General features: G+C 74.1%; 23 protein-coding genes. 7 read left to right on the top strand and 16 right to left on the bottom strand.

The window, feature by feature from the left end:
• Positions 1-106 precede the first annotated feature (106 nt).
• The 3 genes from M8C11_RS03385 to M8C11_RS03375 all read right to left on the bottom strand — a co-directional run bounded on the left by M8C11_RS03385 (position 107) and on the right by M8C11_RS03375 (position 2,670).
• Positions 107-316 carry a DUF397 domain-containing protein gene (locus M8C11_RS03385; protein ID WP_120572827.1) on the bottom strand — a complete coding sequence of 70 codons (210 nt, stop codon included), beginning with the start codon at positions 314-316 and terminating at the stop codon, positions 107-109.
• Between the two features lie 177 nt (positions 317-493).
• A complete protein-coding gene (fahA, locus tag M8C11_RS03380) occupies positions 494-1,693 on the bottom strand; it encodes a fumarylacetoacetase (protein WP_252448451.1) in 1,200 nt (399 codons plus the stop codon).
• A gap of 110 nt (positions 1,694-1,803) precedes the next feature.
• Positions 1,804-2,670: a hypothetical protein gene (locus tag M8C11_RS03375; RefSeq protein ID WP_252448273.1), complete on the bottom strand. Its 867-nt coding sequence runs from the start codon at positions 2,668-2,670 to the stop codon at positions 1,804-1,806.
• 94 nt (positions 2,671-2,764) lie between these two features.
• Between M8C11_RS03375 and M8C11_RS03370 the strand changes: the two genes are divergently transcribed.
• The gene (locus M8C11_RS03370) at positions 2,765-3,931 is read left to right on the top strand and encodes a homogentisate 1,2-dioxygenase (RefSeq protein ID WP_252448272.1); all 1,167 of its coding nucleotides are present in this window, start codon (positions 2,765-2,767) and stop codon (positions 3,929-3,931) included.
• Between the two features lie 54 nt (positions 3,932-3,985).
• Here M8C11_RS03370 and M8C11_RS03365 read toward each other — a convergent pair whose 3' ends face one another.
• From M8C11_RS03365 to M8C11_RS03355, 3 genes are read right to left on the bottom strand one after another with little or no spacing between them, the layout of a single operon-like run.
• Positions 3,986-5,026, bottom strand: a complete 1,041-nt coding sequence (locus M8C11_RS03365; protein WP_252448271.1) for an NAD(P)-dependent alcohol dehydrogenase — start codon at positions 5,024-5,026, stop codon at positions 3,986-3,988.
• Positions 5,027-5,071: 45 nt separating this feature from the next.
• Positions 5,072-6,232: a tetratricopeptide repeat protein gene (locus M8C11_RS03360; protein WP_252448270.1), complete on the bottom strand. Its 1,161-nt coding sequence runs from the start codon at positions 6,230-6,232 to the stop codon at positions 5,072-5,074.
• Between the two features lie 50 nt (positions 6,233-6,282).
• A complete protein-coding gene (locus M8C11_RS03355; RefSeq protein ID WP_252448269.1) occupies positions 6,283-7,635 on the bottom strand; it encodes a BTAD domain-containing putative transcriptional regulator in 1,353 nt (450 codons plus the stop codon).
• A gap of 174 nt (positions 7,636-7,809) precedes the next feature.
• Here M8C11_RS03355 and M8C11_RS03350 point away from each other — a divergent pair, with 174 nt between their 5' ends.
• Positions 7,810-8,340 carry a hypothetical protein gene (locus tag M8C11_RS03350; protein ID WP_120574107.1) on the top strand — a complete coding sequence of 177 codons (531 nt, stop codon included), beginning with the start codon at positions 7,810-7,812 and terminating at the stop codon, positions 8,338-8,340.
• Between the two features lie 38 nt (positions 8,341-8,378).
• On the opposite strand, the gene ispF is transcribed toward M8C11_RS03350, so the two are convergent.
• The 3 genes from ispF to M8C11_RS03335 form a co-directional block, all read right to left on the bottom strand.
• Entirely contained in the window at positions 8,379-8,861 is a 483-nt protein-coding gene (gene ispF / locus M8C11_RS03345; protein ID WP_104114853.1) for a 2-C-methyl-D-erythritol 2,4-cyclodiphosphate synthase, read from the bottom strand.
• A gap of 99 nt (positions 8,862-8,960) precedes the next feature.
• A complete protein-coding gene (ispD, locus tag M8C11_RS03340) occupies positions 8,961-9,656 on the bottom strand; it encodes a 2-C-methyl-D-erythritol 4-phosphate cytidylyltransferase (RefSeq protein ID WP_252448268.1) in 696 nt (231 codons plus the stop codon).
• A gap of 53 nt (positions 9,657-9,709) precedes the next feature.
• Positions 9,710-10,195 (bottom strand): CarD family transcriptional regulator, encoded by a 486-nt coding sequence (locus M8C11_RS03335; protein WP_013288937.1) that lies wholly within the window; start codon positions 10,193-10,195, stop codon positions 9,710-9,712.
• A gap of 328 nt (positions 10,196-10,523) precedes the next feature.
• Here M8C11_RS03335 and M8C11_RS03330 point away from each other — a divergent pair, with 328 nt between their 5' ends.
• Complete coding sequence (locus M8C11_RS03330; protein ID WP_252448267.1) at positions 10,524-11,219, top strand: hypothetical protein; 696 nt, start codon at positions 10,524-10,526, stop codon at positions 11,217-11,219.
• Between the two features lie 62 nt (positions 11,220-11,281).
• On the opposite strand, the gene M8C11_RS03325 is transcribed toward M8C11_RS03330, so the two are convergent.
• The 4 genes from M8C11_RS03325 to M8C11_RS03310 form a co-directional block, all read right to left on the bottom strand.
• A complete protein-coding gene (locus tag M8C11_RS03325; RefSeq protein WP_252448266.1) occupies positions 11,282-11,884 on the bottom strand; it encodes a hypothetical protein in 603 nt (200 codons plus the stop codon).
• Between the two features lie 40 nt (positions 11,885-11,924).
• Entirely contained in the window at positions 11,925-12,977 is a 1,053-nt protein-coding gene (locus M8C11_RS03320) for a type III polyketide synthase (RefSeq protein WP_121685905.1), read from the bottom strand.
• Between the two features lie 225 nt (positions 12,978-13,202).
• Positions 13,203-14,369 carry an acyl-CoA dehydrogenase family protein gene (locus tag M8C11_RS03315; RefSeq protein ID WP_121685894.1) on the bottom strand — a complete coding sequence of 389 codons (1,167 nt, stop codon included), beginning with the start codon at positions 14,367-14,369 and terminating at the stop codon, positions 13,203-13,205.
• Between the two features lie 40 nt (positions 14,370-14,409).
• The gene (locus tag M8C11_RS03310) at positions 14,410-15,168 is read right to left on the bottom strand and encodes a methyltransferase domain-containing protein (RefSeq protein WP_121686696.1); all 759 of its coding nucleotides are present in this window, start codon (positions 15,166-15,168) and stop codon (positions 14,410-14,412) included.
• Positions 15,169-15,213: 45 nt separating this feature from the next.
• Between M8C11_RS03310 and M8C11_RS03305 the strand changes: the two genes are divergently transcribed.
• The 4 genes from M8C11_RS03305 to disA all read left to right on the top strand — a co-directional run bounded on the left by M8C11_RS03305 (position 15,214) and on the right by disA (position 19,810).
• On the top strand, positions 15,214-16,044 hold the full coding sequence (locus M8C11_RS03305) for a UbiA family prenyltransferase (RefSeq protein WP_120572816.1): 831 nt from the start codon (positions 15,214-15,216) through the stop codon (positions 16,042-16,044).
• Between the two features lie 141 nt (positions 16,045-16,185).
• A complete protein-coding gene (locus M8C11_RS03300; RefSeq protein ID WP_252448265.1) occupies positions 16,186-16,938 on the top strand; it encodes a hypothetical protein in 753 nt (250 codons plus the stop codon).
• A 103-nt stretch (positions 16,939-17,041) separates the two neighbouring features.
• Positions 17,042-18,490, top strand: a complete 1,449-nt coding sequence (gene radA / locus M8C11_RS03295; protein WP_199733348.1) for a DNA repair protein RadA — start codon at positions 17,042-17,044, stop codon at positions 18,488-18,490.
• Between the two features lie 129 nt (positions 18,491-18,619).
• Positions 18,620-19,810, top strand: coding sequence for a DNA integrity scanning diadenylate cyclase DisA (gene disA, locus M8C11_RS03290; RefSeq protein WP_121686698.1), 1,191 nt, complete (start codon positions 18,620-18,622; stop codon positions 19,808-19,810).
• Between the two features lie 8 nt (positions 19,811-19,818).
• Here disA and M8C11_RS03285 read toward each other — a convergent pair whose 3' ends face one another.
• From M8C11_RS03285 to M8C11_RS03275, 3 genes are all read right to left on the bottom strand, one after another.
• Entirely contained in the window at positions 19,819-20,586 is a 768-nt protein-coding gene (locus M8C11_RS03285) for a hypothetical protein (protein ID WP_121686693.1), read from the bottom strand.
• A 105-nt stretch (positions 20,587-20,691) separates the two neighbouring features.
• Positions 20,692-21,255: a peptide deformylase gene (locus tag M8C11_RS03280; RefSeq protein WP_091047297.1), complete on the bottom strand. Its 564-nt coding sequence runs from the start codon at positions 21,253-21,255 to the stop codon at positions 20,692-20,694.
• On the bottom strand, positions 21,252-21,764 hold the full coding sequence (locus M8C11_RS03275) for a glycine cleavage system protein R (protein ID WP_252448264.1): 513 nt from the start codon (positions 21,762-21,764) through the stop codon (positions 21,252-21,254). Before M8C11_RS03275 ends, M8C11_RS03280 begins: the two co-directional genes overlap by 4 nt.
• Positions 21,765-21,825 lie beyond the last annotated feature (61 nt).

Raw genomic sequence — 21,825 nt, 5'->3', positions numbered from 1 at the left:
CTCCCGTGTCGTACACGGTACGGGCCGTGACCGGAAACGGGGAGCCTCCCGGTGACATTTCCATCACCGGTGCCCCGGCCGGGGCACCGGTGTGGTTCGCGAGCGGTCAGCCGCCGAACGAGCCGCCCCGCAGCGCGGTGACGAACGCGGCCCAGCCCGGCGGGCTCACCGCGAGCGCCGGACCGTCCGGGTCCTTAGAGTCGCGTACGCCCACCACGCCGTGCGCGGCGACCACGTTCGTCGCCACCTCGACGCAGAGGCCCTGATCGTTCGAGCGGCTGCTGGTGCGCCAGACGGCACCGGTCAACTCGGTCATGCTCGGTCCTTCCTGTTTCGGCTTCCGCGGGTACGCCCCCCGACCCGGCACCACCCGCGGCTCCGGTTCGACCGGGAGCCGCCGTCCGGGGCGTACGTGATCCGAGCGATCAACGCCGAAGGAACCGGCCCCGGTCGCACATCGGGTGCGACCGGGGCCGGTTCGGAAGGTCGGAATTCAGCGGGCCGGGAGGATCGTCCCGGTGACCTCGCCCAGCGCGACAGTGGTGCCGTCCGGTCCGGGCGCGGTGGCGGTGATCGTCACCGTGTCGCCGTCCTCCAGGAACGTCCGCTCGCTGCCGTCGGCGAACTTGACCGGCTCGGACCCGCCCCAGGTCAGCTCCAGGAACGATCCGACCTGACCGCGCTCCGGACCGGAGACGGTGCCGGAGGCGTAGAGGTCGCCGGTACGCAGCGACGCGCCGTTGACGGTGAGGTGCGCGAGCTGCTGGGCCGGGGTCCAGTACATGCCGGCGAACGGCGGCTCGGCCACCCGCTCGCCGTTCCACTCGACCGACAGCGTCAGGTCCAGCCCGACGTGCGGGGTGTCGCGCAGGTAGTCCTGCACCGGCGGGTCCTGGTCCGGTGCGGGCACGAACGCGTCGGCCAGCGCCTCCAGCGGGGTCACCCAGGCCGAGACGGAGGTGGCGAACGACTTGCCGAGGAACGGTCCGAGCGGCTGGTACTCCCACGCCTGGATGTCCCGGGCCGACCAGTCGTTGACGAGCACCACGCCGAAGACGTGGTCGGCGAAGTCGGCCACCGGCACCCGCTCGCCGAGCCGGCTCGGCACGCCCACCACGAAGCCCACCTCGGCCTCGATGTCCAGCCGGACCGAGGCGCCGGTGGTGGGGCCCTGCGCGCTGGCCCGCTGGCCGGTCGGGCGGATCACCGGGGTGCCGGAGACGACCACCGTGCCGGCCCGGCCGTGGTAGCCGATCGGCACGTGCTTCCAGTTCGGCAGCAGCGGCGGCTGCCCGGGCCGGAAGATCTGCCCGACGTTCGAGGCGTGGTGCTCGGAGGAGTAGAAGTCGACGTAGTCGGCCACCTCGAACGGCAGCGCCATCTCGACCTCACGCAGCGGCACGAGCAGCGGTTCGACAGCCGCCCGGTGCTCCGGCTCGGTGAGCAGCTCGACGACCCGCTGCCGGACCGCCGTCCACTGCGGGCGGCCGAGCGCCATGAAGGCGTTGAGCGCCGGCTCACCGAGCGCGCCGCCGGCCAGCACCAGACCGGCCGCCTCCGCACCCGCGAGGTCCAGCGCGAAGTCACCGATGCGGACGCCGACGCGCGGCTCGCCCTCGCCGTGCCGGAACACGCCGTACGGCAGGTTCGTCACCCCGTACGGCGACCCCGCCGCCCCTGGTACCCAGGTCATGCCGTGCCGGCCGGGCATGCCCTCACGGCCCTCGCTCCGCTCGGTGCGTTCGCTCATGCCGTACCCGCCGGGCATGCCCTCACGGCCCTCGCTCCGCTCGGTGCGTTCGCTCATGCCTCGTAGCCTCCGTTCACCAGCCCCAGCCGGATCAGATCGGTCAGTGGTTCGGCGATGCTGCACGAGCCGTACCCGACCCAGAGCGGGCGCTCGGCGTCGCGGTGTGCCCGGGCCGGCTCGACCACGCGTACCGGGTCGGTGGCGGCGAGCAGCTCGGCCACGCCGTCCACCTCGGTGCCCCCGACGGCGGCCAGCGTGGCGCCCAGCACGTTGACGAAACCGTGGTGGTTGAAGCCGGTCTCCGGGTCGCGGTGCCGGATCGCGTGGTGCAGCCCGGCGGTGAGCTTGAACGGCAGCTTACGGTCCCGGCACGCGCAGATCACCGCGGCCAGCTCGGCCGGGGTGGGGAACAGCTCGGCGGCGAGCCCGCCGGTACGGAACTTGGCCGCCACCGGCAGCCCGCCGGCGCGCGCCTCGGCGAGCGTGTCGAGCGCGCCCATCAGCCCGAAGGTCAGCGGGATCTCCGCGTACACGGCCGCGCCGTCGAGCCGGTCGGCGAGCGTGAGCAGCTCGGACAGCCCGGGTTGCGGGTCCTCGCCGCGCTTGGCCACCGGCGCCTCGATCTGCCGGGCGGTCACCCCGTCGGGCGCGAGCGCTTCCAGCGCCTGCGGGAGCTGGTCCAGGCCGGTGTCGCCGATCAGCCCGATCACCAGGCCCTCAGCCGGGTCCACCAGGCCGTTCAGCGACCCGCGCTGGATCTCCGAGGCGGGCAGCAGCAGTGGGCCGACCATGTCGGCGTACCAGGCCGTGCGGTGGGTGCGGTGCGCGGTCACCGCGTCGGGCAGCGCGGCGTTGCCGGGCGGGAAGACCGCGGCGTCGTCCACCAGGCCGGAGAGGAGGCGGGGCACCTGCGTTGACACGAGACAAGAATGTACGGGACGCTACGAGGAACGGACAACAGCGTCCGATTATCGGACGCCACCGGCCGGAGAACGGGACATATCGGGAGGCGAGATGCCGTACTACCGCAGCGTCGGCGACGTGCCGCGCAAGCGCCACACCCAGTTCCGCCAGCCCGACGGCACGCTCTACGCGGAGGAACTGGTCGGCCAGGAGGGCTTCTCCTCCGACTCGTCGCTGCTCTACCACCGGCACGCGCCGACCGCGATCCTCGCCGCCGAGGAGTACGCCCCGCCCACCGTCACCCGCGTGCCGAACCTGCCGCTCAAGCCGCGCCACCTGCGCACGCACAAGCTCGACGGCACCGGCGCCGACCCGGTGCTCGGCCGGCAGTACCTGCTCGCCAACGACGACGTACGCATCGCGTACGTGCTCGCCGACCGGCCGTCGCCGCTGTTCCGCGACGCCACCGGCGACCACTGCCTCTACCTGGAGGCCGGGTCGATGCGGGTCGAGTCGCCATTCGGCGTGCTCGACGCGGTGGCCGGCGACTACGTCGTCATCCCCACCTCGACCATCCACCGCCTGGTGCCCACCGGCGACGAGCCGACCCGGCTGCTCGCCGTCGAGGCGTCCGGCCACATCGGGCCGCCCAAGCGCTACCTCTCCGTACGCGGGCAGTTCCTGGAGCACGCGCCCTACTGCGAGCGCGACGTCCGGGGACCGGACACCCCGCTGCTGGTCGACGGCGAAGAGGTCGAGGTCCTGGTGCGGCACCGTCGCGGTTGGACGAGGTACGTCTACGCGAACCACCCGTTCGACGTGGTCGGCTGGGACGGGCACATGTACCCGTGGGCGTTCTCCATCCACGACTTCGAGCCGATCACCGGGCGGATCCACCAGCCGCCGCCGGTCCACCAGACGTTCCAGGGCCCGAACTTCGTGATCTGCTCGTTCGTGCCGCGCAAGGTGGACTACCACCCGGCCGCCATCCCGGTGCCGTACAACCACCACAACGTCGACTCCGACGAGATGCTGTTCTACACCGGCGGCAACTACGAGGCGCGGCGTGGCTCCGGGATCGAGCAGGGCTCGATCTCGCTGCACCCGTCCGGCTTCACCCACGGCCCGCAGCCGGGCGCGGCCGAGCGGTCGATCGGTGCGGAGTTCTTCGACGAGCTGGCGGTCATGGTGGACACGTTCCGCCCGCTCGACCTCTGCGACGCGGCCGCCGCCTGCGAGGACGACGGCTACGCCTGGACCTGGGCGCGCAAGCCCTGACGTACGCGAAAGGGGCCGCGCCCGGCACGGACGCGGCCCCTTCGCACGCGGTCGTCAGAACGTGGACGCGTCGATGACGAAGCGGTAGCGCACGTCGGAGGCGAGCACCCGCTCGTACGCCTCGTTGATCTTCTCGGCCGGGATCACCTCGATCTCGGCGCCCAGCCCGTGCTCGGCGCAGAAGTCGAGCATCTCCTGGGTCTCCGCGATGCCGCCGATGTTCGAGCCGGCGAACGACCGCCGGGCCGGGATCAGCGAGAACGCGTGCACCGACAGCGGCTTCTCCGGCGCGCCCACGTTGACGAGCGTCCCGTCCACCGCCAGCAGCCGCAGGTACGCGTCCATGTCGAGCGTCGCGCTGACCGTGTTGATGATCAGGTCGAACGAGCCGGCCAGCGTGGTGAACGTGTCCTCGTCGGAGGTCGCGTAGTAGTGGTCGGCGCCGAGCCGCAGCCCGTCCTCCCGCTTCTTCAGCGACTGGGACAGCACAGTCACCTCGGCGCCCATCGCGTGGGCCAGCTTTACCGCCATGTGGCCGAGACCGCCCATGCCGATCACCGCGACCCGGCGGCCCGGCCCGGCGTTCCAGTGCCGCAGCGGTGAGTACGTGGTGATGCCGGCGCAGAGCAGCGGCGCGGCGGCGTCCAGCTCGATGCCGTCCGGGATGCGCAGCACGAAGTCCTCGCTGACCACGATGGCCTGCGAGTAGCCGCCCTGGGTCGGCTCGCCGTCCCGCCCCACCCCGCCGTACGTGCCGGTGCTGCCCTTCAGGCAGTACTGCTCCAGCCCCTTGCGGCAGTTGTCGCACTCCCGGCAGGAGTCGACCAGGCAGCCGACGCCGACCCGGTCGCCGACGGCGAACTTCGTGACCGCGGAGCCGACCTCGCGCACCACGCCCGCGATCTCGTGACCCACCACGATCGGGTAGCGCGCCGGGCCCCACTCGCTGCGCGCGGTGTGGATGTCGGAGTGGCAGATGCCGGAGAACCTGATGTCGATGAGAACGTCGTCCGGCCCGAGATCGCGCCGCTCGATGGTGGTCGGAGCGAGCGGTTCGGTCGCGGACGTCGCCGCGTAGGCGTTGACGGTGAGCACTGATTCCCGCTTCCTTCAGCCGGTGTTTCCGGTCCTCCTACCCTCTCACCGGCGAGCGAACGCGGTGAATCCGGCCACCACCGACGCGGTGATCGCCCCGACCAGCGGCCACGGGCCGCCGACCAGCGCGTACGCCAGCAGCAGCACCACAGCGGCGGCGGCCGCGTAGACCGGCACGACCAGGCCCCGCGACATCGCCTCCCGCAGGCCCGGCCGCCACGTCGCCGGGCGCCGCAGCAGCACCGCCACCCCGGCCACCGCCAGCACCGCGAACAGCCGGGACGCGCCCGGCGAGGCCGGGGCCAGCGCGGCTACCAGCACGCTCCCGAACAGGGACAGCCCGGCCACCGACAGCAGGAGGCGCCGGATGCCGTCGTCCACGGTCCGGACCGGGTCGGGACGGGCCACCGGCAGGTCGGCCATCGCGGTCAGGTGTTCCAGCGTCTCGGCGTACCGGCGCCGTTCCAGCCGGGCCACGCCCACGTCCTGCCCCGCCTCGCCCAGCTCCGGGTCCAGCCGCAGCGCCTCCCGGTAGGCCCGCTCGGCCAGGTCGAACAGTTGCAGCCGCACCGCGACCAGGCCGAGCACCAGGTGCGCCTCCGGCTCGTCCGGCGACAGCTCCACCCCGCGCCACGCCGCGTCCAGCGCCGCCTGCCCGTTGCGCGACGCGGAGAGCAGGGCGGCGGCACTGCGTTGCGCGTACGCGTCGCCCGGCGCGCGCGCCAGGATCTCGTCGGCGGTCGCGGCGGCGGGCTTCCAGCGTTCGAGGTCGAGCAGCGCGAACCCGCGCGCCACGAGCGCCGGCACGACCTCCCCGGCGGTGGGCGTCTCCGCGCCGGCCGCCTCCTGGGCGGGCGTCTCGTCGGCAGCGGCAGCAGGCGGCACGGCGCCGGGCACGTCGCGGGTGGACGTCTCCGCGGCGAGCGTCCCGAAGGCGGGCGGCTCAGAGGCGGGCGACTCACGCTCGGACGTGCCACCGGCGGCGACCACGGCGGTCTCGGCGGCGGCGAGCGCCTCGGCCGGCCGGTCGGCGGCCAGGTGCATCCGGGCCAGCATGGTCAACGCGGGCAGGTGCGCCGGCTCGGCCGCGATCAGCGCGGTGAGTTCGCCGATCCCCTCGTCGTAGCGCCCCAGCTCGGCGAGCAGGTGGGCGCGTTGCAGGTAGCCGTCGGCGGCGGACTGGTCGGGAGCGGCGTCACTCGGCATCCCGGCGAGCGTATCCGCCCGGCCCCACCGCTCGCCGAGGGTGCCCGGCGTCAGGCACTCCGGCAGGACGCGCCCGCCCGGCCGCCGCACGTCCCCAGGCTGCACCACCGGCGCAGTCCGCTCTCGTCCAGGAACAGCCACCCGCACCGCCGGTCCGGGCAGACCCGCACCGTGAACCGGGCCGGATCGGCGAGCAGCTGCGCGCCGCTGAACGCGGCGGCGTGCACCGGCAGCCGCAAGCCGGCCGCCAGGTCCGGCCACCAGCGGCCGCGTCCGTCGGCCTCACGCCGGAAGACGAGCGTACGGGCGGCGGCCTCGGCGGCCCGCGCGACAGTCTCGAAGGCCGGGCCGTCGTCCGGGTCGACCAGACCGGCGTAGAGCGCGGCGCGGAGCGTACGGGCCTCGCCGAGCACCGCCTCCGCCGCTTTCGGGTCACGGCGGGCGAGGTGCAGCAGGCGGTTCGTCGAGACCTCGTCCACCAGCCCGACGTGACCGGCCCAGACGGCGAGGGTCCGGTAGCCGCGCAGCCACTCGGCGCCGGGCAACGGAGGCTCGTGCCCCCAGCCGGCGAACGTGTTGCAGAAGTCCAGGGCCGGGTGGCCGCCCACGCTCCACGGCAGGCTCTCCTCGCCGACCCGGATCTCGTGCATCGGCCGGCCGGCCCGGTCCAGCCGGTCGTCGCCCGCGAGCACCCGCCGCTGCACCTCCCGGAGCCGGGGCCCCGGCTCGACACCGAAGTCGGCCACGAGCAGGTCCCGGGTGGTGCGGTAGAGGCGCAGCGCGTCGGCCCGCCGGTCACCCCGGTACAGCGCGGTCATCAGGACCGCCACGAGGTGTTCCCGGGTCGGGTGCCGGGCGGCCAGCGGCATCAGGTCGGTGATCGCCCGCGCGTGCTGCCCCAGCGCGAGCTGCGCCTCGGCCCGCAGTTCCACGGCGACCAGGCGCAGCTCCTCGACCGTGCCGTGCAGCCGGTCCCGCAACTCGTCGTCCGCCGCGTCGGCGAGCAACGGCCCGCGCCAGAGGGCGAGCCCTCGGTCGAGCGAGCGCACCCGCTCGGCGGGATCGGCGGCTCTCCCGGCCGCCCGGACCAGGTCGGCGAACTCGTCGACGTCGACCCGGTGCCCGTCCTCCTCGACCACGTAGCCCTCGCCCCGGGTGCTGATCCGCACCCCGTACGGGTTGAGCGAGCCCCGCAGCCGCCCGATGTACGTCTGCACCGCGCTCCGGGCCGTGGCCGGCGGCCGGCCGTTCCAGAGCAGGTCGATGAGGCGGTCGGTCGGCACCACCCGGCCCACGTCGAGCAGCAGCACCCCGAGCAGGCAACGCTCCTGGCGCCGGCTGCCGACCTCGACCGGCCGGCCGTCGTGGCGGGCCTCGAACGGCCCGAGCAGGCGGAACTCCATACCGAACAGGACGATCCGGCCCGGGCCGGGGGTTGTCGCCCCGCGGTGATCGCGTGGTGAGGACCCCGCCCGGCCGGGTCCACCCACTCGACGGCGGCCGCCCGGCGCGGTGAGCCGGTGGTGATCCGCCCCGGTGATGCTCGCGGTCCGGACCAGCGACGGATGGAGTGGAACATGCGGTTCAGGATGAGTATCGCGGTGGCGAGCGTCGTGGCGGCGGTGGTCGCGGCCCTGCCCGGCTCGGCGTCCGCCGCGCCGGAGCGGCATCTCGCCCCGGGTGCCTGGGAGCCGGCGCCCCAGGCCGCGTTCGAGATGCCCGCCGGCGCGCGATGCGAGTTCGCGGTACGGGTCGAGCCGATCGTGGACGAGGTGCGGAAGCTGACGATCGAGACCTACCCGGACGGCACGCCGAAGCGGGAGCTGTTCACCGGCGCACTGATCAACCGGGTGACGAACCTGGAGACCGGCGCCACGTCCACGGCGGACGCGAGCGGCACCTCCCTCGTCGTCTACCGCACCGACGGCTCGATGACCTGGTACGTGACGGGGCCGGTGCTGCTCGGCTTCCGGGAGAACGCCGGCACGCTGCCGAAGGGGCTGTGGATCGTCGACGGCCAGTTCCGGGTGGAGTTCTCCCCCACGTACGACAAGACCATCACGATGCTCCACGGCACGACCCATGACGTCTGCACCGACGTCGACTGATCCGCCGGACGCGGTGGCCGGCGTCGCCGGCCACCGCGTCAGCCGGCCGGCGCCTCGTAGACCAGGGCCACCGCGATCCCGGCCAGTCCCTCTCCGCGCCCGGTGAAGCCCAGGCCGTCGGTGGTGGCCGCGGAGACGGTCACCGGCGCGCCGACCGCCTCGGAGAGCACCCGCTGCGCCTCCTCGCGGCGCGGCCCGATCTTGGGGCGGTTGCCGACCACCTGCACCGACACGTTGCCGATCTGGAAGCCGGCCGCCCGTACCCGGCGCGCGCTCTCGGTCAGCAGCGCCACCCCGGACGCGCCCGCCCACTCCGGCTGGTCCACCCCGAAGTTCGCGCCCAGGTCACCGAGACCGGCGGCGGAGAGCAGGGCGTTGCAGGCGGCGTGCGCCGCCACGTCGGCGTCGGAGTGACCGGCCAGGCCGTCCTGGTCCGGCCAGTGCAGGCCCGCGACCCAGCAGGGCCGCCCGGCCGCGAACGCGTGCACGTCGGTGCCGACAGCCACCCGAGGAACGATCATGACCAGAGGGTACGCATACGCCGGGAGAGATCTTGGTAGCAAGGGGCCCCTATGGGGGCCGTTTCGTACCAAGATCTCGAAGCCGCCGAGCGGCGCGCGTCAGGCGCCTGTGGCCAGCAGGTGTTCGGCCAGGGCCAGGTCGAACGGGCGGGTGATCTTCAGGGCCATCTCGGAGCCGGGTACGCAGGTCACCGCGCCCCCCTGCTTCTCGACCAGCCCGGCGTCGTCGGTCAGCGCGTCACCCGCCGACCGGTGGGCGGCGACCAGCACCGACCGGCGGAAGCCCTGCGGCGTCTGCACCGCGCGCAGCGCTGACCTGTCGACGGTGCCGAGCACCCGCTCGGTCGCGTCGACCTCCTTGATCGTGTCGACCACCGGCAGCACCGGGATCACCGCGTCGTGCCCGTCGCGGACCGCCGCGGCCACCGACTCGACCAGGTGGGGCGGGGTGAGCGCGCGGGCCGCGTCGTGCACCAGGACGATCTCCGGACCGGCTGGTACGGCTGCGAGGGCCGCCGCCACCGACTCCTGGCGTTCGGCGCCACCGGGCACCACTGTCACCGGAGCGACGGGGGCGAGCAGCGCGCGTACCGCCTCGACCTCGGTCGCCGGCGCGGCCACCACGATCGTGTGCACGGAGGGGGCGGCGGCGATCCGGCGGACCGCGTGCACCAGCAGCGGCTCGCCGGCGAGCAACCGGAGTGCCTTCGGGGCGCCGGGTCCGAGGCGTACCCCGGCACCGGCCGCAGGAACGAGGACCGCGACGTCACCGCGCGGATTGAGCTGCGCGGTCACGTCGCGGTCCTCGGATTCGTTCGCTGCGGGGTGGGTAGAGGCAGAGGCGTGGATCAGGCCTCGGTCAGCACCTTGTCGAGCAGCGTCTCGGCCTCGTCCTTGGTGCTCTTCTCCGCCAGCGCGACCTCGCCGACGAGGATGTCACGAGCCTTGGCGAGCATCCGCTTCTCGCCCGCCGACAGGCCCCGCTCCCGCTCCCGGCGCCACAGGTCGCGGACGACCTCGGCCACCTTCAGCGGGTTACCGGAGGCCAGCTTCTCCAGATTCGCCTTGTAACGCCGCGACCAGTTGGTCGGCTCCTCGGTGTGCGGTGCACGGAGCACGTCGAAGACCTTGCCCAGGCCCTCTTCGCCAACCACTTCGCGCACACCCACGATCTCGGCGTTCTCGGCGGGCACCCGGACCGTCAGGTCACCCTGTGCGACCCTCAGGACGAGGTATTCCCTGGGCTCGCCCTTGATGACCCGAGTCTCGATTGCCTCGATGAGTGCGGCCCCGTGGTGGGGGTAAACAACGGTCTCGCCGACACTGAAAACCATAGGTTCGAAACCCCTTTCGCTGTGTCTAGGGTAACACGCTCAGGCACCGATGTCTCACCGCTGTCCTGACCGTTGGCGCAGCTCAGGGGCCCTGTGAGAGGTATTTCTTCAGCTTGACAGGCGGTCAAACCGATGCTTTCGACACGCTCCGTGAGGAACACGTGACAACCCGGTAACGGGTGACGGGAGCGTCCAGATCTAGGGCAATGCGCTCCTTCCATGGTAGCTCCGCAACTCGGTCCGCGCCCAGGTGTGGCGTTACGGCGGCCGGTGCGGGACGCTGGTGAGGGACGTGACGTCCGCTCACCGAGACGTTCCTGGGGGTCCGATGGGCGTGCCTGACGCTGACGGCCAGGGGCCGCCGGACGGGCTGCCCGGCCTGCCCCCGGAGTGGGGCCGGGTGGTCGTACCGGACGACGCCTCGGCGCTCGCCGAGGAGGCCCGGCAGGTCCGCCGGGAGCTGCGCCGCGCGCGGCAGGGCCCCGGCCGGCGTACCGGGCCGGCCCGACTCGGGCTGCCCGCGCTGATCCTGCTCGTGTCGGTGCTGGTCACGCTCGCCGGGCTGGCCGCCGTCACCTGGCCACGTGCCGGCACGCGGTCCGGCGCGCCGACGGTGCTCCCCCGCTCCACCACCGCGCCGCAACCGGTCGGCCCGCTGCCCGCGCTGGACCTGGTCGGCGCGGACGACACGCCGGTACCGCTGCGCAGCCTGCTGCCCTCCATGATCATCCTGGTCGACGCCTGCGTCTGCGCCGAGCAGGTCGGCACCGCGGCACGCGCCGCCCCGCCCGGCGTCACGGTGGTCACCGTGACCGAGGGCCGCAGCGCCGGACCGGCGAGCGCCCCCGGGGTACGCCCGCTCGGCGACCCGGCCGGCGGGCTGCGCTCCTACCTGCACCTGTCGCCCCACCCCGGCACCGCCGCCGCGCTGCTCGTGGACCGGCAGGGCTCACTGGTCCGGGTGGTGCCGGAACTGGGCCCGCTGTCGGACTACGGCGCCGACCTGGCCCGGCTGGGCGGCTGAGCCGCCGAGGGCGAGGACGCGAGCGGGCGGCCGAGCCGCCGACGCGGGGCGCGCCACAGCGGTCAGTAGAGCGCTTCGAGCCGGGCGTCCAGTTCGGCCCGGCCGCGTACAGCGGTGAACCGCACCAGCACCGGTGCGCCCGTGCCACCCAGCAAGGGCAGCTCCAGTCGCCCGCCGCACCGGAGGAACCGACGCGCGTCGCCGGACCCGGCACCGGAGAGCTGCACGGCGACCGCCCCGTCCCCGGAGCAGCTCACCGTCAGCCGGTAGTCATCGCCCCGCGAGGGATTCACCTGGCGTACGACGGGCGGCCCGTCCGGCGTCAACGCGGACGTCTCCCGCCACACCACGTGCGACACCTGGAGCACATGCGAGGTGCCGTCGTCCTCGACCCGGATCACCACCGACCGGTCCGGTGCCGTGGCCGGCGCACGGAGTGCCCGGGCCGTCGGGTCGCGCCCCGGTCGTGCCGGCCAGGCGTCGCCTGTCGACGGGTCGACCCGCCAGGTGCGGGCGATCGGTTCCGCACTCGGGGGCGGCACCGGCACTGCCGTGACCGCACCCGGCTCCGGTGCCGCCGACCGCCACCAGGCCGCGCCGGCCGCCAGCGCCAGAACGGTCAGGACGGCCAGCAGCACCCGCCCGTCCCGCTCCTCGGAGGCCATGACGGCAGCGTATCCGCGCGGCCCGGGCGGGGGCGAGCCGTCAACCCACCCGTTCCAGCAGCACCGCGTAGAGCGTCAGGCCCGGGCCGAACGCGAGCATCACCACCCAGCGCGGCGGTGACGGCTCCGTACGCCACAGCCGGTCCAGGATCAGCAGCACCGTCGGCGACGAGCAGTTTCCGTGCTCGGCGAGCGTCCCCCGGGACGCGGCGAGCCCGTCCGGCGGCAGCGCCAGCTCACGCTCAACCACGTTGAGGATCCGCGGCCCGCCCGGGTGCACCGCCCAGCCGTCCACGTCGGAGCGCTCACACCCGTGCCGGGCCAGCAGGTCGTCGACCAGATCCTGCACGTGCCGGGAGAGGACCTGCGGCACCTTCGGCGACAGCCCCATCCGGAACCCGGTGTCGGTGACGTCCCAGGTCATGTGGTCGGCGGTGGACGTGTCGGTGACCGAGGTGACCTCGCGCAGCGCGTACCCCCGGCCGCCGGGGACGACCACGGCGGCGACCGCGGCGTCCGAGAACAGCGCGTGGGAGACGATCTGCTGGGTGTCCACCCGGGCACCCGGCGGCTGGATGTGCAGGCTGGTCAGCTCCGCGCAGAGCAGCAGCGCGGGCCGACCCCGGGCGGTGACGAAGTCGCTCGCCGCGCCCAGCCCGGGCAGAGCCGCGTAGCAGCCCATGTGCCCGACGAACATGCGCTGGGTGCTCGGGGACATCCCGAGATCCCGGGCGAGCAGGATGTCCAGCCCCGGGGTGGCGTACCCGGTGCACGAGCAGACGATGAACAGCCCGACGTCGGCGGCGTCCAGGCCGGCGGCGGTGAGTGCCCGGCTGACCGCCTCCTTGCCCAGCGGCAGCGCCTCGACCTGGTAGCGGCGCATGCGGCGCTCGGTCGGCCACTCCGAGACGTCCTCCAGCAGCGGATTCACCGCCGCCTGCCGCCGGGTCACGCCCGAGTTCGCGAAGATCCGCTCGGCCAGCGCCCGGGTGTTCCCCTGGAAGTGCCCCGCGAAGAAGCCCGTCCACAGCTCGTCCTGCATCGCGGCCGGCGGTTGCGCCGTACCCAGACCCGCGATCACCGGTATGCCCACGTCCCCCACCCCTCGCCCTTCACTCACTCCTCGCGCCCACCCTGGTCACAGCGCCGCCTTCCGTTCGCGACTGCGGGGCTCGCAGACCCGGCTCACTCCTCGCGCTCACCGTGCCGCCTTTCGTTCGCGACTGCGGGGCTCGCAAACCCGGCTCACTCCTCGCGCTCACCGTGCCGCCTTTCGTTCGCGACTGCGGGGCTCGCAGACCCGGCTCACTCCTCGCGCTCACCAACGAGGGAGCGCGCTGTCCCGGTCCGGGTCGCCGCCGAGTGCGGCGATGCCGAGCCAGTCGGCGCACACGTCGGACGTGGCCGGATGCAGCGAGCCGCAGCGGGCGTCCCGGTAGAGCCGCTCCAGCGGATGCCCACGCCGGGTCGCCGACGTGCCCGCCGCCTCCAGCATCGAGGCCGCCACCTCCGCGGCGGTGGTGCCCGCCAGCAGCTTGGCCCGCCACACCCAGCGGTTCGTCTCCGCGTCGCCGGGCGCCTCGTCGACCCGGCGGGCCGCCTCGGCGACCACCAGTTCGGCGGCGGCGGTGGCCGCGTCGGCCCGGCCCAGGCGCGCCCGTACGGCGGGCAGGCCAGCGAGGTTGCGCGCGTTGAGGTGCTCGGCCGCGGCGTCGATGGCGGCCCGGGCCACGCCGACGTAGACCGCCGCGTAGCTCGCCACCAGCCAGTGCGGCATGAGCTGGGCGACGACCAGGGCCAGCCCTTCGACGCCGCCGAGCAGCCGGTCGGCCGGGACCGTCACGTCCAGGTGCACGTCGTGCGAGGAGGTGGCCCGCATGCCGAGCGAGTCCCAGGTGGGCTCGACCGTGATCCCGTCCCCGGCCGGCACCAGGAACTGCGACACCACCGACTGGTCGGCGGCGCTGCGGGCGGCCACCAGGTAGCCGTCCGGGTGGCCGGCGCCGGAGCAGAACGTCTTGCTGCCCTTGATGTGCCAGCCGCCCTCGACCGGCTCGTAGACGGTGCTGAGCTGGGACAGCCGGGCGCCGGCGCCGCGTTCGCTCATCGCGACCGCGTACCAGGCGCCGTCGGCCGCCGCGCGCAGCAGCCGGTCCCGCGCCGCGAGCGCCTCGTCCGGTACGCCGAGCGCCTCGGCCAGTTCCTCGGTGACCGCGCCCAGCGCGCCGGTGACCGAGGCGTGCATGTTGAACACCAGCGCGGTCGCGCCGTTGCCCCGGGCCAGTTCGGTGGCGACCGCGGCGTACTCCGCGAAGCTCGCACCCGTACCGCCCAGCTCGGGCGGCACCATCAGGCCGAACAGCCCGGCCGCCCGCAGATCCGCGAAGTCGTCCACAGGGAACGAGCCGTCCCGGTCGTGCTCGGCCGCGCGGGCGGCCAGTCGCGGCGCCAACCGGCGGGCCGCCTCCAGCGCGTGCACAGTCATGTCGCCCCCTCCTCGCGTCCTTTACCCCGGGCGGCCCCGGCTACCCGCCCCGGCGCCCCCAGCCCTGGTACAGCACCGCAGTCGACCGGGTCGGCACGATGCGGGGTTCGGTCCGGTCCGGACGGTCGGCGCCGCCGCGCACGCGGCGCAGCAGCCAGGCCAGCGTGCCGCCCAGCTGCGGGCGAACCCCGCGCACCGTCAGCGACACGCCGTGCCGGGCGCACTCGGCGACCAGCGCGCGGGCGTCGACGAACAACCGTGGATCGTGGATGCCGCGCGGCACGGTGGGCAGCCGTTCGCCCAGCTCCACCGCGACCAGCCGGGCCAGCAGCGTGTCGTTGAGCGTGTCCAGCACCAGCAGGCCGCCCGGGCGCAGCAGCCGGCACGCCTCGGCGACCGCCCGCCGCCAGTCCGGCACGTGTTCCAGCAGCTCACCGGCGGAGACCACCGCCGCGCAGCCGTCGGCCAGCGGCACCGCCGTCGCGTCGGCCTGGACCACAGTCACGCCGTGCGCGGCGGCCTGGTCGAGCGCGGAGCGGGTCAGATCCACCCCGACGTGGCGGTAGCCCTTGCCGGCCAGGTGCGGCGCCAGCAGCCCGGCGCCGCAGCCCAGGTCGACGAGCAGATCGTCCGGCGTGGACGCGGCCGGCACCAGCGCCGCCCGGGCCCGGGCCAGCCAGTGCAGCATCGCGAACGCGCCGTCCGGCCGCCACCACTCACCGGCCAGGTCGTCGTACTGCCGCGGGTCGTTCGGCGGCAGCACCCGGTACGGAGTGGACACCGGCGACGCGTCGGGCATGCGTCGAGCGTGGCACGACTGCCCGGTAACGACCAGACTTCCCTTATGTCGACACGGGTGTTAGGGCTGGTCAGGGCGAGCCATCCGGAACCCGCGGCGGCGGTCACAGTCGTCGCCGCGCTGCTCGCCGCCGGCGTCGGGCACTCCGCGGCAGGCGTGGTGGCGGTGGCGCTGACGGTGCTGGCCAGCCAGCTCGCGGTCGGGTGGAGCAACGACCTGATCGACGCCGACCGGGACGCGGCGGTGGGGCGTACCGACAAACCGGTGACCACCGGCGAGGTCACCCGGCCGACGCTGGCCCGGGCCACCGCGGTGGCCGCCGTCGCCGTGCCGGTGCTGGCGCTGGCCGGCGGCCCGGCCGCGGCGGCCTGCGCCACGCTGGGCCTGGTCTCCGCGCTGCTCTACAACCGACCGCTGAAGTCGACGCCGGTGTCGGTGCTGCCCTACGCGGTCTCGTTCGGCGCGCTGCCCGCGTTCGTGGTGCTCGCGCTGCCCGGCTCGCCGGTGCCCCCGGCCTGGCTGGTGGCCGCCGCCGCGCTGCTCGGCGCCGGCGCGCACTTCGCCAACGTGCTGCCGGACCTGGCCGACGACGCCCGGACCGGGGTGCGCGGCCTGCCGCACCGGTTCGGGCCGGTGGGCAGCCGGCTGGCCGCCGCCGGGCTGCTGCTCGCGGCCACCGTCGCGCTGGTCCTCGGCCCGCCCGGGCCGCCGTCGTGGACCGGCCTGTCGGCGGTGGCCGCCGCCGTCGCCGTGCCGGCGGTCGGCTGGTACGCGGGACGCGCGACCGCCGGACGCTCGGCGACCGCCTTCCGGGCGGTGCTGGTGGTGGCGCTCATCGATGTGGTGCTGCTGGTGACGAGCGGCCGGCTGGTCTGAGGAGTCCCCTCCGAGGTGGCATTGCCGGGTCCGCGTGCGGGCCTCGATCAGCTCCAACTACCCTGGAGCGCGGTCTGCGCGGGTATGGCCACCCCGTGCCCGGTGGTCGACCGGGCGGGGATCGTGACGAGGAGGACCGACGTGACGCGCTCGATCAGGGGTTCCCGGGGGCCGGCCCTGCTGCTGGCCGGCACGGCGGCGGCGGCGAGCCTGCTGCTGTCCGGGTGCGGCGCCGGGCAGATTTCCGAGACCGCCAACAAGATCCCGTCGGTACAGGGCGTGAACGTCCAGACCTCCGACAACCTGTACAAGGTGCGCGGGCTCTACGTGCAGTTCCCGGGCCCGAAGGGCTACGAGGCCGGGTCGAACGCGCCGGTCAACGTGGTGATCTACAACGACAGCGAGAAGCCGGTGACCGTGACGGTCACCACCGACAGCGCGCGGGAGATCGTGCTCACAGGTTCCGGCGCGGGCGAGAGCGGCGCCGCCACCCCGACCGGCTCGCCCACCGAGCCGGCGACCGCCTCGCCGACCGCCACCGACCCGAGCGCGTCGCCGAGCCAGTCGCTGGAGGTGACCGGGTCGCCGTCGGTCAGCCCGTCGCCGAGCGAGAGCGAGTCCGCGCCCGCCGGCCAGCCGGCCCGGATCGAGATCCCGGCGCTCAGCTACGCCCAGCTCAACGCCGGCAACCCGCGGTTCCTCCAGCTCGTCGGCCTGAACGAGAAGCTGCTCGTCGGCCAGCAGGTCAACCTGACCTTCGACTTCGGCGACGGCAAGGTCGTCAAGACCCCGGCGCCGATCGGCATCCCGCTGACCCCGGAGGCCACGCCGTCGAAGATCGTGAACCCGCGTGAGCACGCCGGTGAGGACGGCGGCGTCGAGGGCGGCCACTGACCTCTCCCTCCTTCCGTCGGCACCGCCGCCGTGGCCAGCGCCACGCCGGCGGTGCCGCCGTTTCGGGTGGGCTTTCGTCGTACGGGCCGGTTAGCGTCCGGTGGTGACCACGCCCCGATCGACCTCCCCCCGCGCCGGCGCCGGCCGCGGTCGCGCCGCCACCCGCGAACCCCGCCCGGCCTACGAGTGCGACGCCTGCGGCCACCAGCCCCCGAAGTGGGTGGGCCGGTGCCCCGAGTGCGGCGAGTGGGGTTCGGTGGTCGAGTGCACCGTCACCGGCCCGATGGTCTCCGGCCGGGTGGTCAGCTCGCGGATGCCGGCCGAGCCGGCCCGGCCGATCGCCACGATCAGCGCCGCGCCCGCCCGGGCCCGTCCCACCGGAGTCAGCGAGCTCGACCGGGTGCTCGGCGGCGGGCTGGTCCCCGGCGCTGTGGTGCTGCTCGCCGGTGAGCCCGGCGTGGGCAAGTCGACGCTCCTGCTCGACGTGGCCCAGCAGTGGGCGGCCGGAGCCGGCAGCCCGTCGCTGGTGGTCAGCGGTGAGGAGTCGGTCAGCCAGGTGCGGTTGCGCGCCGAGCGGATGGGCACCCTGCACGACCAGCTCTACCTGGCCGCCGAGAGCGACCTGTCGGCGGTGCTCGGCCACCTCGACGCGGTCAAGCCGGGGCTGCTGGTGCTCGACTCGGTGCAGACCATCTCGACCACCGGCACCGAGGGCGTGCCGGGCGGCGTCACCCAGGTCCGCGCGGTCACCGCCGCCCTCGTCGCGGTGGCCAAGGAGCGCGGCATCGCCACCGTGCTCGTCGGGCACGTCACCAAGGACGGCCAGGTGGCCGGCCCCCGGGTGCTGGAGCACCTGGTCGACGTGGTGCTGCACTTCGAGGGCGACAAGCACTCCTCGCTGCGCATGGTGCGCGGCGTGAAGAACCGGTTCGGCGCGGCCGACGAGGTGGGCTGCTTCGAGATGCACGAGGGCGGCATCAGCAGCCTGGCCGACCCGTCCGGCCTGTTCCTGACCCGCTACTCCGAACCGGTGCCGGGCACGTGCGTGACGGTGGCGATGGAGGGGCGCCGGGCGCTGGTGACCGAGGTGCAGGCGCTGATCGGGGCGACGGTGGCCGGTTCCCCCCGGCGTACCGTCTCCGGCCTCGACAGCGCCCGGCTCGCCATGGTCCTCGCGGTGCTCCAGCGCCGCACCGAGCGGCTCACCCTGCACGACCGGGAGGTCTTCGCCGCCACCGTCGGCGGCATCCGGGTGGTCGAGCCGGCGGCCGACCTGGCCGTGGCGCTCGCGGTCGCCTCCGGCGGGCTCAACCTGGCGCTCAACCCGCATCTGGTGGCCATCGGCGAGGTCGGGCTCACCGGCGAGGTCCGCCGCGTCGGCGCGGTGCCGCGGCGGCTGGCCGAGGCCGCCCGGCTCGGCTTCCGGCTGGCCCTCGTGCCGCCCGGGTGCGGGCCGGAGAGCAGCGGCGCCGGGCCGGAGAACATGCGGGTGATCGAGGTCACTGACGTGCGATCCGCCCTCCAGGCGGCCGCGCGCGCGTCGGCGGAGTGACACGGTGGGATCCGCCGGGCGTTTCCCGGCAGGCCACTCAGCCCGTGACGACCCGCCCGAGCCGGGCATCGTGACACATCACAGTAACCACGAGAGCACCCACCGCATGGCAGTCCGTAGACTGTGCCCGTGCCGATCGACCGCGATGCCACCAAGCCCGCAACGGCGACGCCGCACGCCCGTACCGGCGCCGTGAGCGCCAACCCCGCTCGTGCCATCAGCGTGAGCGTCAACGGAAGCGTCGGCGGCGGGGCCGGCGCCGATCCGCTGCGCGCCAACCTCGCCCTGATGGCTCCCGGCACCGCCCTGCGGGACGGCCTGGAGCGGATCCTGCGCGGCCGCACCGGCGCGCTGATCGTGCTCGGCTACGACAAGGTGGTCGAGCAGATCTGCACCGGCGGCTTCCCGATGGACGTGGAGTTCTCCGCCACCCGGGTCCGTGAGCTGTGCAAGATGGACGGCGCCGTGGTGCTCTCCAGCGACGGCACCCGCATCGTGCAGGCCGGCGTGCACCTGATGCCCGACCCGTCCATCCCCACCGAGGAGTCCGGCACCCGGCACCGCACCGCCGAGCGGGTGGCCCGGCAGACCGGCTATCCGGTCATCTCGGTCAGCCAGTCGATGCGGATCATCAGCCTCTACGTCAACGGCCAGCGGCACGTGCTCGACGACTCGGCGGCCATCCTGTCCCGCGCCAACCAGGCGCTCGCCACGCTGGAGCGCTACAAGCTCCGGCTGGACGAGGTCTCCGGCACGCTCTCCGCGCTGGAGATCGAGGATCTGGTCACCGTCCGCGACGCGGTGGCGGTGGTGCAGCGGCTGGAGATGGTCCGGCGGATCGCCGACGAGATCGCCGGTTACGTGGTGGAGCTGGGCACCGACGGTCGCCTGCTGGCCCTTCAGCTCGACGAGCTGATGGCCGGCGTGGACGCCGACCGCACCCTGGTCATCCGCGACTACCTGCCGACCGGCCGCAAGTCGCGCACGCTCGACGAGGCGCTCGTCGAACTCGACCTGCTCAGCGCCACCGAACTCATCGACCTCGTGGCCGTGGCCAAGGCGATCGGCTACCCGTCCGCCTCCGACGCGCTCGACGCGGCGGTCAGCCCGCGCGGGTTCCGCCTGCTGGCGAAGGTGCCCCGGCTGCCGGTCGCCGTGGTCGACCGGCTGGTGGTGCACTTCGGCAGCCTCCAGCGGCTGCTCGGCGCGACAGTGGAAGACCTCCAGGCGGTCGAGGGCGTGGGCGACGCCCGCGCCCGTGGCGTCCGCGAGGGCCTGTCCCGGCTCGCCGAGGCGAGCATCCTCGAACGGTACGTCTGACCGACCGCTCAGCCGGTGACGGTCAGCTTCACCGGCTCGCTGATCTTGGTGCCGACGCGCGCGAACACCTGGTACGCGCCGATCGCGGCGAAGTCACCGTTCGCCAGCCCGTTCGCGCACTTGTTGTCCAGCTTGCCGTTCCAGCCCAGCTCGTAGGAGCGCTCGAAGTTCGGCGTGAACGACTGCACGTCCGAGCCCTTGCCGGTGCCGCACGTGTCCGACGACCAGATCTTCTCCGCGCCCGACTTGACGTACAGCTCCTGGAGGTCGGCGCCGACGTCCCGGCTGCACGTACGGTTCGACACGTTCTTGACCTTGAGGCGCAGCGTGACCACCGTGCCCCGCTGGGCGGTCGGCGGCACCGCCACCGGCGTCACCAGCAGCTCGGAGTCGGTGCAGGTGCCGTCGTCGGAGACCGGCTGACCGGTCGCGCCGCCGTTGCCGCCCCCGTTGTTCGCGCCCCCGCCGGTGTTCCCGCCGTCGCCGGTGGTGCCGCCACCGGTGTTTCCGCCGCCGTTGTTCGCGCCACCGCCGCCGGCGTCACCCGCTGTCGGTGACGGGCTGCCCGACTGCGGGGTCAGCACCGAACCGGACGGGTCGGGCTGAGCCCCGGCCGAGCCGGTCGGGGACGGGTCCGTACCCGGCGCGCCGGTGTTGCGGTCCGTACCGGTGCAGGAATACAACAGGACAATCAGGAAGAGCAGCCCTGCTCCGAGCACGACGGCACGACGCCGCCAGTACACGGCAGGGGGCAGAGGGCCGACCGTCAGACGCATGATGCGCCTACCGTAGCCGCGCGGCGCACGGCTCGGCGGTCCGACGCGCCGGGAACCCGCCGCCGTACGGCCGCACCCGTCCACACAGGATTCCGAGCGCCACCGTCAGAGGTAGACCTTGCGCTGGTAGATCGCGTGCGCGCCGGCCACCCGGTCGAGGAACAGCAGCCCGGCGCAGTGGTCGATCTCGTGCTGGAGCGCCCGCGCCTCGAAGCCGTCCGTCACCAGCCGCACCGGCTCGCCGCTGCCCGGAAGCGCGCCCTCGACCACCAGGCGGCTGGCCCGCTTCACGTCGCCGGTCAGGTCCGGCACCGACATGCAGCCCTCCCGCCCGGCCTTCCACCGGGACGCCTCCACCACGCGCGCGTTGCAGAGCACGAACGTGCCGTGCACGGTGACCGCCTTCGGATGCCCGGTCACGTCCACGGCGAACACCTGCGCGCTCACCCCGACCTGCGGCGCCGCCAAGCCCACGCAACCGGGCGAGACGCGCATCGTCGCCACCAGGTCCGCGGCGAGGCGCACCACCTCCGCCGACGTCGGGTCGACCTCCGGGCCGGGTCGGCTCAGCACCGGCTCCGGCGCGGTGACCACCGGACGTACCGCACCGGGGACGCCGAGCTTCTCCGGGGTCCAGCCGCCCAGGCCCGCGTACTCCGGCCCGGTCACAGCAGATCCGTGTCCGCCGGGCGGAGGCTGACCCCCACGCCCAGCTCCGCGGCCACGCGGGTGAGCCGGCCGGCCACCTCGTCCGACACTCCGGGCGGCAACTCGACCTCGGCGACCACCACGTAGAGCGAACCGGTCAGCCGGGTGCTCAGGTCGGTCACGTTCCCGCCCGCGTCGGTCAGCACCCGGGTCATCGCCGCGACGATGCCCATCCGGTCGGCGCCGTGCACCGCCAGCACGTACGGCTCCCCGGTGGGCTCGCTGCCGGCGTCCGGCGTGACCGCGCGTACGGTCGCCAGCAGGTGCCCGTCGGCGGCGAGCGGGGCCAGCGCGGCCTCGACGTCGGCGGAGGCCGGGCCCACGCAGATCAGCGTCATCGCGAAGTGTCCACGCAGCCGGGTCATCGTCGAGTCGGTGAGGTTCGCGCCGAGCCGGGCGAGGACCTCCGCGACGTCGGCCACGATGCCCGGCCGGTCCCGGCCGATGACGGTGATCGCGAGCTCGTTCATTCGGACATTCTGCCCCGTCGTCCATGATCGATCGCGCCCGGCCACCCCGCCCGCCCAACCT

Source organism: Micromonospora sp. CPM1, from assembly GCF_023896895.1.
Classification (GTDB): Bacteria; Actinomycetota; Actinomycetes; order Mycobacteriales; family Micromonosporaceae; genus Micromonospora; species Micromonospora tulbaghiae.
This window is presented reverse-complemented; position numbering and strand designations above follow the sequence as displayed.